Genomic DNA, 14085 nt, shown 5'->3' on the forward strand with positions numbered 1-14085 from the left:
AGAACACTGGCCAGACCAGTGCCGACGAATGCTGCTGTGATGGCAATGCGCCGCTTGTTCACTTGATTTCCCAGAAAAGTATCTCCGTTGACCGCCCGAGATCCGACCACCCATAGTGGGTGCCGGGAAACAATGCGTCCCAGCCCAAGCTGCGACCAATTGTTGCAATAGCACCGGGCGCACTGCTGATGGTCAGCCTCGATCCGTTCCACAGGTCAACGTGACCGCCTGTCGCATTGCCAGCCGATTCACCGTCCCGCCTCCAGTAGCTCTTGAAGGCAACGATTCCTGTGCGCCCCTTGATCTTCTTCTGCCAATCGGCCCCCGTGACGTTTTCCGGCGCGCCGATGCCCGCCAGCGGCTTCAGCCGCAGCCAATCCGCCATCTCGGACGCCAGGACTGCCGTGCGCTTGCCGTCCAAGCGAATCTGGCCCTTGCCGCGAAAGGACTTCATCTCGATGCCGACCCGGTGCAGGGTCACGCTCATGCGAATCGCGCACTGGTTCTCGAAACCTGGCGGTATGTCTCCTGTCTTTGGATCGACGTACGGTGCGCCTTGCGGATAGGCCGTCCACAGCTCAGCGAATGTAACAGCCTTTAGTGATACCTCCTTGATGGAATCCGGGGTTGAATTTGTCCTAACGATTGTTCTCTTGTTAGGCATGTTCGGACCCCTCGCACTGCTTTGCCAGGGCTTCGTCGCCCCAATAGACCGAGTACTCGTCGGCGTTCTCCGTATATACGCGAGGCAGCTTTCCGCTTTCGTCCAGGCGCCCGGCGAACGTCCGGCCATCGGAGATCTCAACGAAGTACGGATAGCCTGCGACGAGGGCCGCTCCCGATCGCGCTCGAATTTGTTCGTCGTACCTGACAGTCACCGGCGAGGTGGGAAAGCCGGCGCTGTTTCCGCGCATGCGCCTTATGCCACTGCGCAGCATCCTCTGCCGTCATGGTCATCGTGTACGGTCGCGACGCAAAGAAGACAGGCCGCGGACTGCAACCGCACGCGCAGATGTCACCGCTCAAGGCTTCTTCCTTGCCCTCATCCGTGCTGGGCCAGCGTGGGCCGACGCAGACGCTGACTCCCGTTCGCTTGCAGACTGGGCAGTACACCGGATCGCCTTCACGCGCTGTCGGGTTGCCTTCGTAGCTGGATCCGAGGCTGCCACCAACGATCGTGGCCCCATTGTTTGCTTTGTCGCCCTTGATGAGATAGGTTCTGGTAACCATGGCCGCACCTTGCTTGGAGATAGGTTTTCACCGCACGCCATTGCGCCAGAGCTTCCATAAGGAATCAATCAGCGAAACCTGATACTTCTTTGTCGATTAGGCGACTAGTCCCACCGGTTCAGCCATCCAGAGATACAGGAGCGTGGAGTCGCCAGGAAAGGGCCCCCCGGCATTGCATTACCGAGGGGCGAATCGGACAGGTTTACTCGAACTTCGTAAAATCCGGCTTGCGCTTCTGGAAGAAGGCAGCAAACGCCTCTTTCGCCTCCGGCGCCACCAGCATCTTCCGGAACACCGCGCCCTCGTCGGCCATCTGCTTTTCCACTGCCGTCATATCGCCCGCCTTCATCAGCCGCTTGCTCTCGCGCAGCGACGACGCCGGCAGGGCTACCAGCTTGCGCGCCTGCTGCAGCGCAAAGTCGTGCAGCTCGGCCACCGGCAGCACCCGCGTCACCAGCCCGATCTCCAGCGCCTCCTGCGCGCTGAAGGCTTCGCCCAGCAGCAGCTTCTCGGCCGCGCGCTGGTAGCCGACCAGCCGCGGCAGCAGCAGGCTCGAGGCCGCTTCAGGACACAGGCCCAGCTGCACGAACGGCAGCGACAGCTTGGCCGTATCGGACGCGTAAACCAGATCGCAATGCAGCAGCATGGTGGTGCCCACCCCGACCGCGGCACCGCTGACGGCTGCCACGATCGGCTTGGTGGCGTGGCTGATCTGGTAGAGGAACTGGAACACCGGCGCCTGCTCAGTGCCTTCACCCCCGGCAGGCGGGCGCTGCATGAAGTCTTCCAGGTCGTTGCCGGCGGTAAAGATCTCCGGCTTGCCGCGCAGCAGGATGGCGCGCACGCTGCGGTCGGTTTCGGCCGCGCGCAGCGCGTCGGCCATGGCCTGGTACATCGCCGCGGTGATGGCGTTCTTCTTGTCGATGCGGTCGAACTCGATGGTCAGGATGCCGTGCTCGATGCCGGTGCGGATGCTCATGGTGTCCTCGTCTGTGGATGCATTGCTGGGGTTATTCAAAAGGCGGCGGCGATTCGGAAAGATAGCTCAGCCCGAACGCGCGCGCGCCGACATTCAGCGCCACCGTCAGGCTCATCGGCGCCAGCATCAGTGCCACGCCCTGGCCGTGCGCGGTGCGCTCCAGCGACTGGAAGGCTGGCATCGCGCGCACGGCGTCGAGCGGGCCGGCATAGCAGACCGAGATCGCCGGCACCATCAGGTCGCCGCCGCGGATGCACTGCTCGGCATGCTGCAGCACGCGGCGCGCACCCTCCTCGGAGCCGCGTGCCCTGGCGATGGCCTCGGTGTGCCCGCGGTGCATGCGCACCACCGGGCGGATATTGAAGGCGCTGCCCATCACATAGCGGCCCCAGGTGATGCTGCCCTCGCCCTTCTGGCGCGCGCGCGTGTACATGTAGAGCAGCTCGTCGGGCACCAGGAACATATGGGCGGCATCGCGCAGGCGCGTCTCGACCGCTTCCCGCACCGCTTGCGGGCTGGCGCCTGCGGCGGCCATGCGCGCGGCTTCGCGCACGATCAGTGCCTGGCCCGGTCCGATCGCGCCGGTGTCGACCACGGTCAGGTCGAACAGGCCGGTGCGCCCGGCTTCCTTGCGCAGGCGCACGCTGCGCGCCACGGTGCCGATCACCGCGCCGGTGGCATGCGCATACAGCTTGCTGCGCGAACTGGCGATGGTGAACAGGATGGCGCGGTCGCAATGGGCCACCACGTTGCGCAGCAGGTGTTCTTCCAGCTCGCGCTCGAGCAGCGGGATCGATTCGGCGTAGTGGTCCTGGCGGCCAACCAGGTATTGCTGGTAGAGCGTGGGCAGCGCGTCTTCATCGCGCGTATCGGCGACAAAATGTTCGCCCGCGCGGATGCGGAACGGAATGGTGTGGACCTTCAGCTGGGCCATGATGTCGCGCGGCAGATCGCACGCGGCATCGGCCAGGATGGCTGTCTCCTGCATATTATTGTCTCCCCTACCTGGTGACCCGCATGGCGGGCGGCAGCCCCGGTACTGCTTTCTTCACCTGACAGAAGGGCGGGACAGCCCCGAGGAGCCGTCCCGCAGGCGCGTTTTAGACGCGCTCGAAAATACCTGCGGCGCCCATGCCCGTGCCAACGCACATGGTCACCATGCCGTACTTCAGGTTATGGCGGCGCAGCGCGTGCACCACCGTGGCCGAACGGATCGCACCGGTGGCACCGAGCGGGTGGCCCAGCGCAATCGCGCCGCCCATGCGGTTGACCTTGGCCGGATCCAGTTGCAGATCGCGCATCACCGCCAGCGACTGCGCGGCAAAGGCCTCGTTCAGTTCGATCCAGTCGAGCTGGTCCTGGGTCAGGCCCGCGGCCTTCAGCGCCGCCGGAATCGCTTCCTTGGGGCCGATGCCCATGATCTCGGGCGGCACGCCGCGCACCGCGAACGAGACGAAGCGCGCCAGCGGCACCAGGTTGAACTGCTTGAGGATCTTTTCCGAGACCAGGATCAGCGCGCCGGCGCCGTCAGAGGTCTGCGAGCTGTTGCCGGCGGTGACGCTGCCCTTGTTGGCAAACACCGGGCGCAGCTTGCCCAGGCCTTCCAGCGAGGTCTCCGGGCGCGGGCCTTCGTCCAGCGAGATCGTGCGCGACTTCACGTTCACCTGGCCGCTGGCGAGGTCGGGGAAGCGCTCGACGATCTCGATCGGCGTGATCTCGTCCTTGAACTCGCCGGCCTGCTGCGCCGCGATGGCCTTCTGGTGCGAGGCCAGCGAGAACGCATCCTGGTCCTCGCGGCTGACCTGCCATTGCTGCGCCACCTTCTCGGCGGTCAGGCCCATGCCGTAGGCGATGCCCACGTTCTCGTCGCGGGTGAAGATCTCCGGCGACATCGACGGCGAGTTGCCCATCATCGGCACCATGCTCATCGATTCCACGCCGGCGGCGATCATCACGTCGGACTCGCCCACGCGGATGCGGTCGGCCGCCATCGCCACCGCGCTCACGCCCGAGGCGCAGAAGCGGTTGACGGTGATGCCGCCCACGGTATTGGGCAGGCCCGACAGCAGCGCGCCGATGCGGGCCACGTTCAGGCCCTGCTGCGCTTCAGGAATCGCGCAGCCGACGATGGCGTCTTCGATCAGTTTCGGGTCCAGGTCCGGCACCTGTGCCACGGCAGCCTTCAGGATGGTTGCCAGCAGGTCGTCCGGGCGCGTGTTCTTGAACGCGCCCTTCGGGGCCTTGCCGATCGGCGAGCGGGTGGCCGCAACGATATATGCGTCTTGCAGTTGTTTCATGATGTCGGTTCCTCGCTTGCCCTGTTAGTTACGCACCGGCTTGCCGGTCTGCAGCATGCCCATGATGCGCTCCTGCGTCTTGCCGGTGCCGAGCAGGTCGACAAAGGCCTTGCGCTCCAGCGCCAGCAGCCAGTCCTCGCTCACCAGCGAGCCGGCCTCGACGTCGCCGCCGCACACCGCTTCGGCGATGCGGCTGGCGATCAGGAAGTCGTGCGCCGAAATAAAGCCGCCGTCGCGCATATTGACCAGCGATGCCTTGATGGTGGCAATGCCCGAGCGGCCGGCCACCGGGACCAGCGTCGGCAGCGGCGCGCGGTAGCCGGCGCTGGCCAGCGCGCGCACTTCGTTCTGCGCCACGTACAGCAGCTCGTGCACGTTGAAGACGATCTTGTCGGACGGCTGCAGGTAGCCCATCTGGCGCGCTTCCAGCGCCGAGGCCGAGACCTTCGCCATGGCCGCGCTCTGGAAGCGGCTGGTCAGGGACTGCAGGATGTTGGTGCTGCCCGCGGCCTGCGCCGCGCGCGCGGCCGCCAGCGCGGCTTCCTTCAGGCCGCCGCCGGCCGGCACCAGGCCCACGCCCACTTCGACCAGGCCGATATACGTCTCCAGCGCGGCCACGCGCGAAGCCGAATGCAGCATCAGCTCGCAGCCGCCGCCCAGCGCAATGCCGGACGCCGCGGATACCACCGGCACCGAGGCGTACTTCACGCGCATCATGCCGTCCTGGAACTTCTTCACGAACGGTTCGATGCCCTTGGCGCCGCCCATCATGAAGGCGGGCATGGCCGCTTCCAGGTTGGCGCCGGCGGAGAACGGGCCACCCGGTGCGCCCAGCTGCAGCGAAGTCGGCTGCCACACCACCAGCCCCTTGTAGCCGGTTTCGGCCAGGTCGATGGCGCGGGTCAGGCCGTCGATCACGTCCGGCCCGATGGTGTTCATCTTGCTCTTGAACGAGACCACCAGCACGTCGTCCTGGCCTTCGCTCACCCAGATGCGCACGGCGTCGTTCTCTTCGACAGTGCGGCCGGCCTTGCGCGGATCGGCCGCGGCAGTGCCCTTGATCGCGGCACGGAATGCCTGGCGCTGGTACACCGGCAGCTTGCTGCGCGCGACGAAGGACTGCGTCGCCGGCGACCACGAACCGGCAGCGGCGTGCACGCCCTGGTTCTCTGCCACCGGGCCCTCGAATACCCATGCCGGCAGCGGCGCAGCCGACAGCGCCTTGCCGGCTTCCACGTCTTCCTTGACCCACTCGGCCACCTGCTTCCAGCCGGCCGACTGCCAGTCTTCGAACGGACCCGAGTTCCAGCCGAAGCCCCAGCGGATCGCCAGGTCGATGTCGGCGGCGGAGCCCGCGACCTGCTCCAGGTACACGGCGATGTAGTGGAACACGTCGCGGAACACCGCCCACAGGAACTGCGCCTGCGGGTTGGTCGACTCGCGCAGCAGCTTGATGCGCTCGGCCGCATCCTTCTTCAGCATGCGCACCACGATCTCGTCGGCCTTCTTGCCGGCATCGACGTACTGGCCGGTCTTGGCGTCGAGCACCTTGATGGCCTTGCCTTCCTTCTTGTAGAAGCCGGCACCGGTCTTCTGGCCCAGCGCGCCCGCGTCGACCAGGCCCTTGAGTACGGCCGGGGTCTTGTACACCGGCGCGAACGGGTCGTCGTGCAGGGTGTCCTGCATGGTCTTGATCACGTGCGCCATGGTGTCCAGGCCGACCACGTCCGCGGTGCGGAAGGTGGCGGACTTAGCGCGGCCCAGCTTGGAGCCGGTCAGGTCATCGACCACGTCGAACGGGATGCCGAACTTCTCGGCTTCGGCAAACACGGCCAGGATCGAGAAGATGCCGACGCGGTTGGCGATGAAGTTGGGCGTGTCCTTGGCGCGCACCACGCCCTTGCCGAGCGTGGTGGTCAGGAATGCTTCAAGCTGGTCGAGGATCTGCGGCTGCGTGGTCGCGGTCGGGATCAGCTCGACCAGGTGCATGTAGCGCGGCGGGTTGAAGAAGTGCACGCCGCAGAAGCGCGACTTCAGGTCCGCATCAAACCCGTCGGACAGCGCTGTGATCGACAGGCCCGAGGTGTTGGTCGCGAAGATCGCGTGCGAGGCCAGGTGCGGCGCGACCTTCTTGTACAGGTCGTGCTTCCAGTCCATGCGCTCGGCGATCGCCTCGATCACCAGGTCGCATTCCTTGAGCAGCGCGATGTCGTCCTCGTAGTTGGCCGCCTGGATCAGGCCGGCCTCTTCCTTGATGCCCAGCGGCGCGGGCGAGAGCTTCTTCAGGTTCTCGATGGCGCGCAGCGCGATGCCGTTCTTGGGGCCTTCCTTGGCGGGAAGGTCGAACAGCACCACGGGCACGCGCGCATTGATCAGGTGGGCGGCGATCTGCGCCCCCATGACGCCGGCACCCAGCACGGCGACTTTCTTGACGATGAAATTGGACATGCTCGCTCCTGGATTAGTGAGCGTTAGACAGATGCGAAGCCGTCGTTCCCGGCCGGGAACGACGCGTAGAGTCGACTCAGAACAGGTCTGCGTCCAGCGCCATCAGCGTTGCCGCACCAGCGCGCGCCTTGCGGATCTCGGCGGCGGTTTCCGGCAGCAGCCTGGCAAAGTAGAAACGTGCCGTGGCCAGCTTGGCGGTGTAGAACTTGTCGCCGCTCGCTTCCTTCTCCAGCGCGATCTTGGCCATGCGGGCCCAGAAGTACGAGAACACCAGGTGGCCCACCACGCGCAGATACGGCACCGCGGCGGCGCCCACCTCGTCGGCATTGCCCATCGCCTTCATGCCGATTTCCATGGTGAGCTTCTGCACCTTGTCGCCAATGTCGGCGAGCGGGTTGATGAACTCCTGCATGGCTTCGTTGGTGCCTTCGGCTTCAACGAATTCCTGCACGATCTTGCCGAAGGCCTTCATCCTGGCGCCCATGTCGCCCAGGATCTTGCGGCCCAGCAGGTCCAGCGCCTGGATGGTGTTGGTGCCTTCGTAGATCATGTTGATGCGCGCATCGCGCACATACTGCTCCATGCCCCACTCGGCGATATAGCCGTGGCCGCCGAACACCTGCATGCCCTCGTTGGTGGACGTGAAGGCGTTGTCGGTCAGGAAGGCCTTGATCACCGGCGTGAGCAGCGCGACCAGGTCGCCGGCCTGCTTGCGCACGGCTTCGTCGGGGTGCGACAGCTCGCGGTCGATCTGCAGCGCGGTCCAGTAGCTGAAGGCGCGGCCGCCTTCGGCGTAGGCCTTCTGCGTCAGCAGCATGCGGCGCACGTCCGGGTGCACGATGATCGGGTCGGCGGGCTTGTCCGGCGCCTTCGGGCCGGTCAGCGCGCGCATCTGCAGGCGGTCCTTGGCGTAGGCCAGCGAGTTCTGGTACGCCACTTCGGTCAGGCCCAGGCCCTGCGCGCCCACGCCCAGGCGCGCGGCATTCATCATCACGAACATGGCGTTCAGGCCCTTGTTGGGCTCGCCCACCATCCAGCCGCGCGCGCCGTCCAGGTTCATCACGCAGGTGGCGTTGCCGTGGATGCCCATCTTGTGCTCGATCGAGCCGCACTTGATGCCGTTGCGCTCGCCCGGGTTGCCGTTGGCATCGGGGATGAACTTGGGCACCACGAACAGCGAGATGCCCTTGGTGCCGCCCGGCGCGTCCGGCAGGCGTGCCAGCACCAGGTGGATGATGTTCTCGGCCATGTCGTGCTCGCCGGCCGAGATGAAGATCTTGGTGCCCGAGATCAGGTACGACCCGTCGGCCTGCGGCTCTGCCTTGGAACGCAGGATGCCGAGGTCGGTGCCGCAGTGCGGCTCGGTCAGGCACATGGTGCCGGTCCACACGCCGGAGACCAGCTTGGGCAGGTAGGTCTGCTGCAGTGCGGGCGTGCCGTGCGCGTGCAGCGCCTCGTACGCGCCGTGCGACAGGCCCGGGTACATGGTCCAGGCCTGGCCGGCCGAGTTCAGCATCTCGTAGACCACATTGTTGATCACGATCGGCAGGCCCTGGCCGCCGAATTCGGGATCGCACGCCAGCGCCGGCCAGCCGGCCTCGACGTACTGCTGGTAGGCTTCCTTGAAGCCGGTGGGGGCCTTGACCACGCCGTCGCCGACGTAGGTGCAGCCTTCGCGGTCGCCCACCTGGTTGAGCGGGAACACCACGTCCGAGCAGAACTTGCCGGCTTCCTCGATGACCTGGTTGATGGTGTCCGCGTCGATGTCCGCGTGCGGCGGCATCGCCTTGAGTTCGGCTTCGGCGCCGAGCAGTTCATGGAGCACGAACTGCATGTCGCGCAACGGTGCGGTGTACTGGCCCATCTGAGACTCCTTGGAGTTGTGCGATGCCGCCACGCCGCCCGTCCCGCTTGCGCGATACGGTCCGACCGGGGCGACCTCAGGTACGGTAAGACTGAATCAGCTTGTTGAGCGCGACCATGGCAAGCTCGGCACTGTCAGGCAGGCGCAGGAAACGGGCGTCATGATGCAAGCCTAGTTCAAGGCTGTACATCTCGAACAGCATCAGGCGCGGATCGCAGTCCGCGCGCAGGTGCCCTTCCTCCCGCGCCTGGTTGATGGCGCGCGTGAGCGCTGCCCGCCAGATGGTGACGCTCTTGACCAGCTCGTCACGCACCAGGCTGCCGGCACGGTCGTCGTACTCCACGGCGCCGCTGATGTAGATGCATCCAGTCGTCACTTCCTGGATGCGCTTCTCCATCCAGCGCCGCACCATCGACCACAGCCGGGGCAGGCCGCGCGGCTCCTGCAGCGAGGGATAGAACACCTCCTGCTCGAACCGGCGGTGATACTCCCGCACCACCTCCACCTGCAGGTCTTCGCGCGAACCGAAATGCGCGAAGACACCGCTCTTGCTCATCTGCATGCGTTCCGCGAGCAGCCCGATGGTCAGACCTTCGAGCCCGTCGCGGGACGACAATTCCAGTGCGGCATCCAGAATCGCCACGCGCGTCATTTCACCCTTGCGCATTGGCGCGGGGGAGGCGGCGGCGGATTCGAGACGGGCTGACTGGTGTCGCATGTTTTTTCTCCGTTCTGCGGGGCCCTGCTGCGGCCCCGCGTATGACCCTGACGTTGCATTATTTGCTTGCGGCCGAACCGGCGGATTTGCCGGTGCATACCGCGAATGCACGCAGTCTAAGCCAAAAAAGAACGGTCGTTCAGATTATTCTGGCGCAGCAGCCGACCATCAAGCTTTTAATTAGACCGCTGTTTCTAAACGGACTGCAATGCAGCATGTCCGTCATGTCGGTCATGGCTTGCGCCGCGACCGGTTGCAGCGAGCGCCGTGCCGCATGGCAGCAAACGCACACCGCGCTCGCGGCTTATCGTTCAGTAGCGCCCCGCGACACCGGCAATGACGACACCCAGGCGCAGCAGCATATAGGCCGCCCAGTTGGCCAGCCGGTGCAGCGGCGAGCGGCGCGCATGCACCTCCGGCATCACGCGCACGCTGCGGTGCGCAATGGCGTATTCCAGCGCGGTGCGCAGTTCAGCAGCGAAGGCCGCATCATAAACGGCGACGTTGGCTTCGCGCGCGAGCAGCAGGCTGAACGGGTCCATATTGCTCGACCCGACCGTGGCCCAGGCCTCGTCGACCACGCCCACCTTGGCGTGCAGGAAGCTCTCGGCATACTCGTAGATCTCGACGCCGGCCTCCAGCAGCGAGGCATACAGCGCATGGGTGGCGTAGTGCTGCAGCCGGTATTCGACCCGCCCCTGCAGCAGCAGCCGCACGCGCACGCCGCGCGCGCGGCACGCCAGCAGCGCGCGCCGCATCTTGTGGCCAGGCAGGAAGTAGGCGTTGGCAAGGATCACGTCGTGGCGCGCGGCGCCCAGCGCGCGCAGGTATTCGCGCTCGATGGTGCGGCGGTTGCGCAGGTTGTCGCGCAGCAGCAGCGCGGCGCGTACGCCGCCCGCGGCTTCCGGGCGCGGCGGCAGGTCGGTGACGAGCGGGTAGTCGGCCACCGCGGCGGCGCGTTCGGTGCCGTGCATATCGCGCAGCGACAAGCGCCACCAGAGCCGCTCGGCGGACAGCGCGATGCCGTCCACCAGCGGGCCGCCGACCTGCACCGCGAAGTCATAGCGCGGCCCCAGGTTGGCGCCTTCGAACGGGCCGTGGTTGTGGTCGTCGATGATATTGATGCCGCCGACGAAAGCCACGCGCCGGTCGATCACCGCCAGCTTGCGGTGCAGCCGGCGCAGGTGGCGCCGCGCCAGCCGGAAGCCGCGCAGCATGCGGAACACGCGCAGTTGCACGCCGCCGGCGCGCAGCCGCGCGGCCAGCGCGGCGGGCATGTCGCCGGCGCCGAATCCGTCCACGGTCACGCGCACGGTCACGCCGCGCGCGGCGGCGCGGATCAGCGCGTCGCTGACCGCGCGGCCGACTTCGTCATCGGCATAGATGTAGGTTTCCAGCATCACCTGGAACGCGGCCTGGTCGATGGCGGCGATCAGCGCGGGGAAGAAGTCCTGGCCGCCGTGCAGCAGCCGCACCGCATTGCCGGTGGTGGGCTTGCCGCGGCGCCAGGTCCAGCGCAGCATGTGGCGGCGCGGCGCGTGGTCGCCGGCCGCGGCGGAGTCGTGCGCGCTGGTGTCGGCATGAGCGGAGTGGGAGATCCGTGACATGCCGTGATTATCGGACAGATTGCCGGGCGCAAGGCGCCGCGCGCACATTGGCAGGCGCATCTCTGCTATCGTCGAGACTGATGCTTGCCCGCGCAGCCAGCGACGGGCAATCGACGACTGACGCCCCCACGGAACCCATTGTGAAGGTATTCGGCATTACCGGATCGTCCGGCAGCGGCAAGACCACGCTGCTGGACCAGCTCATCCCCTGTTTCGTCGCCGCCGGCCTGCGCGTGGCCGGCGTCAAGCATACCCATCACGGCTTTGACCCCGACACGCCCGGCAAGGACTCCTGGCGCATGCGCGAGGCCGGCTGCGCCAATGTCGTGCTGGTCGGCGCGCGCCACCTGACGCTGATGCGCCACTACCCGGAAGCGGTGCCCTCGCCCGAACTGGACGATGCGCTCGCCGTGCTGCCGGCCGACACCGAACTGGTGCTGGTGGAGGGCTACAAGCGCAGTGATTTTCCCAAGCTGGAGGTATATCGCCCGGCACTGGGGCGCACGCCGCTGTGGGACGAGGTGCCGGGCGTGGTGGCGGTGGCAAGCGACGACCCTGCCGCGGTCGCTGCCATGACCGCGCTGCCGGTGCTGGACCTGAACGACCCGCAGGCGGTGTTCGCCTTCATCCGCGACTATCCGGACAGCGCGCGCTGAGTTCAGGCGGCCTTGCCGGCGGGCTCCGCGGGCATGGCCAGCTCGCCCTGCGGATGCCCCAGTTCCGCCACCAGCGGCACGTGATCCGAGCGCTGCGCCCAGTCGCGGCCGGTCAGCGCATGCGCGCGCTCGATCTCATAGCCGCGCACATAGATGCGGTCGAGCTGCCACCACGGCATATGGCTGGGGAAGGTATGCAGCCGCGCGCCGCGCGCGTGCGAGGCCTCGACCGCGCCCAGCGTATTGCAGATCTGCGCATCGAGCCGGTGGTTCCAGTCGTTGAAGTCGCCGGCGATCACCAGCGGCATGCCGGCCGGCACCACGGTGCGCACACGCTCCACCAGGGCCTCGGCCTGGCGTACGCGGCTGCGCGCGAACAGGCCGAAATGCACGCAGATCAAGTGGGTTTCCACCCCGTGCACATCCGCCACCGCATGAAGCAGCCCGCGCTGCTCGAAACGGTGGTCAGAAATATCGAGGTTTTCGGACATCAGGATCGGGTGGCGCGACAGGATCGCGTTGCCGTGATGGCCGTAGTCATAGACCGCGTTGCGGCCGTAGACCGAATGCGGATAGGCGTCAGTGGCCAGGTAGTTGAGCTGCGTATGCTCCGGATCAAACAGCGCCGCGGCCACCAGCCGGTCGTTGCGGTCCTGCACTTCCTGCAGGAAGACGATGTCCGCATCCATCGCATGCAGGCCGGCGCGCACGTTCTGGATGCGCGGGCGCCGCGAGATGCCGGTCACTCCCTTGTGGATGTTGTAGGTGACCACGCGCAGCTTCATGGCTGCGCTCCGTACACCGCCTGCCGCTCGCCAGCGCCAGCCCCGGCCGCGCGCCAGGCGAGCTGGCGGATGGCCTCGGCATTGCTGCTGGAAAAGCATTGCTGCGCGGCCTGCTCCCACGGTAGCCACTGGTATTGCAGATGTTCGCGTGGCGCCAGCGTCACCGGCAGCGCCTGCTGCACACGCAGCCCGAACCAGTGCTCGGTATTGCGCGTGACGCCTTCGGCATAGCGGTGGCGCCACTGCGGGTAGATCTCGTACTGGATGGTGTGGGCCCAGTCGGTCAGCTGGTGCTCGCCGGCGATGATGCCGGTTTCCTCGGCCACTTCACGCGCGGCGGTCAGGGCCAGGGGTTCGTCCAGGGTGTCGAGGCTGCCGGTCACGGACTGCCAGAACCCCGGGCGATCGGCGCGTTCCAGCAGCAAGACTTGAAGATCTGGCGTGTAAATCACCACCAGCACGGATTCCGGGATCTTGTAGGACATGGGTCTGGGCGAAAGGACAAACCCAAGGATAGCGCAGCCGCGCCACGTTGCCACGCGAAAGCGTGGCGGCGCACGCCCGAGGCGGCCCGCGGCAGCCTTCAGGCGGCGCTGCGCGCGCCATAGGTGGCACGGGGTGCCAGGTACGGCTCGTCGGCGGCGGTGCGCTGCCAGGTGTCGAACACCTGGGGCGAATCGCCGTGGCCCCAGGCCGCACGCAGCTGGTCCATCAGCGGCGCCAGCGCCTGGCGGTAGCGCTTGGACGCGCCATGCGCGTGCGTGGCCAGGGCGTCGGCGCGGTGCCGGACCTCGCCCTGCAGCCGCGTGCGCTCCAGCGCGATTTCCTTCTCGCGCTGTCCCAGCGAGTTGTACTTCTGGATCAGGAAGCGCTGGTAATCGCCGCCGTCCATGCCCTGCGCCGCCTGCGCGTTGACCTGCTCGAAACGCAGCACGATGCTGCCGGTTTCCTGCTCGATATGGGCAACCTCCGCGTCCAGGGCCTGCAGCGCCTCCTGCACACGCTGGGCGTCGCGGCGCAGCGCCTGCACCTGCGCGGCCTCGTCCTCGAACACGCGCTGCGCATCCAGGTAGGCCTGCACCACCGGCTGCGGCGCCACCACCAGCAGCGGGTCGGCGCCGTCGGCGCGCTGGCCGGCCAGCAAGGCGTCATCAGCCAGGCGCAGGTTGCCGAGCTCGTCCAGCCAGCGCCCGCGCGTCATGACCACGCCGACGGTATCCAGCGCCAGCCGGCGCAGCGCTTCGGCGCGCTGCATTTCCACCGGCTCGGCCGCCGCGGCGGGCGCGGCCGACTGCACCGCATGGGCGATGTCGGGCACGCAGGCGGCCACCGTGGTGGCCACCGATTCAGACATGGCCTGCGCCGAGCGGCGCACGGCGCGGCGCAGCTCGAAGCGTGCCAGCAGCATCATCACCAGTCCGGCCACCAGCCAGGTCAGGATGGTTTGGTCATGGGCCAGCAGGAACTGGCGGATCAGGTCGATATCCAGGGTCACGAATTT

General features: G+C 66.9%; 14 protein-coding genes. 1 reads left to right on the forward strand and 13 read right to left on the reverse strand.

Annotated features, from left to right (window positions below):
• Positions 1 to 58 precede the first annotated feature (58 nt).
• The 10 genes from AC3WON_RS13060 to clsB form a co-directional block, all read right to left on the reverse strand.
• Entirely contained in the window at positions 59 to 664 is a 606-nt protein-coding gene (locus tag AC3WON_RS13060) for a type VI secretion system amidase effector protein Tae4 (protein WP_492351981.1), read from the reverse strand.
• On the reverse strand, positions 657 to 914 hold the full coding sequence (locus tag AC3WON_RS13065) for a hypothetical protein (protein ID WP_492351997.1): 258 nt from the start codon (positions 912 to 914) through the stop codon (positions 657 to 659). The genes AC3WON_RS13060 and AC3WON_RS13065 overlap by 8 nt, the downstream gene beginning before the upstream one ends.
• Entirely contained in the window at positions 802 to 1230 is a 429-nt protein-coding gene (locus tag AC3WON_RS13070) for a PAAR domain-containing protein (protein ID WP_492351982.1), read from the reverse strand. Before AC3WON_RS13070 ends, AC3WON_RS13065 begins: the two co-directional genes overlap by 113 nt.
• A gap of 202 nt (positions 1231 to 1432) precedes the next feature.
• On the reverse strand, positions 1433 to 2209 hold the full coding sequence (locus AC3WON_RS13075; RefSeq protein WP_492351983.1) for an enoyl-CoA hydratase: 777 nt from the start codon (positions 2207 to 2209) through the stop codon (positions 1433 to 1435).
• A 31-nt stretch (positions 2210 to 2240) separates the two neighbouring features.
• Entirely contained in the window at positions 2241 to 3197 is a 957-nt protein-coding gene (locus tag AC3WON_RS13080; RefSeq protein WP_492351984.1) for a DegV family protein, read from the reverse strand.
• Positions 3198 to 3309: 112 nt separating this feature from the next.
• The gene (locus AC3WON_RS13085) at positions 3310 to 4509 is read right to left on the reverse strand and encodes an acetyl-CoA C-acyltransferase (RefSeq protein WP_037025321.1); all 1200 of its coding nucleotides are present in this window, start codon (positions 4507 to 4509) and stop codon (positions 3310 to 3312) included.
• Between the two features lie 21 nt (positions 4510 to 4530).
• Positions 4531 to 6954 carry a 3-hydroxyacyl-CoA dehydrogenase/enoyl-CoA hydratase family protein gene (locus tag AC3WON_RS13090; protein ID WP_492351985.1) on the reverse strand — a complete coding sequence of 808 codons (2424 nt, stop codon included), beginning with the start codon at positions 6952 to 6954 and terminating at the stop codon, positions 4531 to 4533.
• Positions 6955 to 7030: 76 nt separating this feature from the next.
• Entirely contained in the window at positions 7031 to 8818 is a 1788-nt protein-coding gene (locus AC3WON_RS13095; protein WP_492319038.1) for an acyl-CoA dehydrogenase C-terminal domain-containing protein, read from the reverse strand.
• A 76-nt stretch (positions 8819 to 8894) separates the two neighbouring features.
• Positions 8895 to 9485, reverse strand: coding sequence for a TetR/AcrR family transcriptional regulator (locus tag AC3WON_RS13100; protein WP_026201385.1), 591 nt, complete (start codon positions 9483 to 9485; stop codon positions 8895 to 8897).
• Positions 9486 to 9847: 362 nt separating this feature from the next.
• Positions 9848 to 11191, reverse strand: coding sequence for a cardiolipin synthase ClsB (gene clsB, locus AC3WON_RS13105; RefSeq protein WP_492319070.1), 1344 nt, complete (start codon positions 11189 to 11191; stop codon positions 9848 to 9850).
• A gap of 92 nt (positions 11192 to 11283) precedes the next feature.
• On the opposite strand from clsB, the gene mobB reads away from it, so the two are divergent.
• Positions 11284 to 11799, forward strand: coding sequence for a molybdopterin-guanine dinucleotide biosynthesis protein B (gene mobB / locus AC3WON_RS13110; RefSeq protein ID WP_010813932.1), 516 nt, complete (start codon positions 11284 to 11286; stop codon positions 11797 to 11799).
• A gap of 2 nt (positions 11800 to 11801) precedes the next feature.
• Here the strand turns inward: mobB and AC3WON_RS13115 are convergent, their stop codons facing one another.
• The 3 genes from AC3WON_RS13115 to AC3WON_RS13125 form a co-directional block, all read right to left on the reverse strand.
• Entirely contained in the window at positions 11802 to 12584 is a 783-nt protein-coding gene (locus AC3WON_RS13115) for an endonuclease/exonuclease/phosphatase family protein (RefSeq protein WP_492319037.1), read from the reverse strand.
• Complete coding sequence (gene nudB / locus AC3WON_RS13120) at positions 12581 to 13069, reverse strand: dihydroneopterin triphosphate diphosphatase (RefSeq protein WP_010813934.1); 489 nt, start codon at positions 13067 to 13069, stop codon at positions 12581 to 12583. The genes AC3WON_RS13115 and nudB overlap by 4 nt, the downstream gene beginning before the upstream one ends.
• Positions 13070 to 13167: 98 nt before the next feature.
• Positions 13168 to 14079: a hypothetical protein gene (locus AC3WON_RS13125; RefSeq protein WP_492297330.1), complete on the reverse strand. Its 912-nt coding sequence runs from the start codon at positions 14077 to 14079 to the stop codon at positions 13168 to 13170.
• Between the last annotated feature and the right edge of the window lie 6 nt (positions 14080 to 14085).

This window comes from Cupriavidus sp. FW305-46 (assembly GCF_058787075.1).

Coding starts and splice junctions, on each gene's coding strand:
- AC3WON_RS13060 (WP_492351981.1), bottom strand. CDS start 664: ATGCCTAACAAGAGAACAATCGTTAGGACAAATTCAACCCCGGATTCC.
- AC3WON_RS13070 (WP_492351982.1), bottom strand. CDS start 1,230: ATGGTTACCAGAACCTATCTCATCAAGGGCGACAAAGCAAACAATGGG.
- AC3WON_RS13075 (WP_492351983.1), bottom strand. CDS start 2,209: ATGAGCATCCGCACCGGCATCGAGCACGGCATCCTGACCATCGAGTTC.
- AC3WON_RS13100 (WP_026201385.1), bottom strand. CDS start 9,485: ATGCGCAAGGGTGAAATGACGCGCGTGGCGATTCTGGATGCCGCACTG.
- nudB (WP_010813934.1), bottom strand. CDS start 13,069: ATGTCCTACAAGATCCCGGAATCCGTGCTGGTGGTGATTTACACGCCA.
- AC3WON_RS13065 (WP_492351997.1), bottom strand. CDS start 914: ATGCGCGGAAACAGCGCCGGCTTTCCCACCTCGCCGGTGACTGTCAGG.
- AC3WON_RS13095 (WP_492319038.1), bottom strand. CDS start 8,818: ATGGGCCAGTACACCGCACCGTTGCGCGACATGCAGTTCGTGCTCCAT.
- clsB (WP_492319070.1), bottom strand. CDS start 11,191: ATGTGCGCGCGGCGCCTTGCGCCCGGCAATCTGTCCGATAATCACGGC.
- AC3WON_RS13115 (WP_492319037.1), bottom strand. CDS start 12,584: ATGAAGCTGCGCGTGGTCACCTACAACATCCACAAGGGAGTGACCGGC.
- AC3WON_RS13090 (WP_492351985.1), bottom strand. CDS start 6,954: ATGTCCAATTTCATCGTCAAGAAAGTCGCCGTGCTGGGTGCCGGCGTC.
- AC3WON_RS13080 (WP_492351984.1), bottom strand. CDS start 3,197: ATGCAGGAGACAGCCATCCTGGCCGATGCCGCGTGCGATCTGCCGCGC.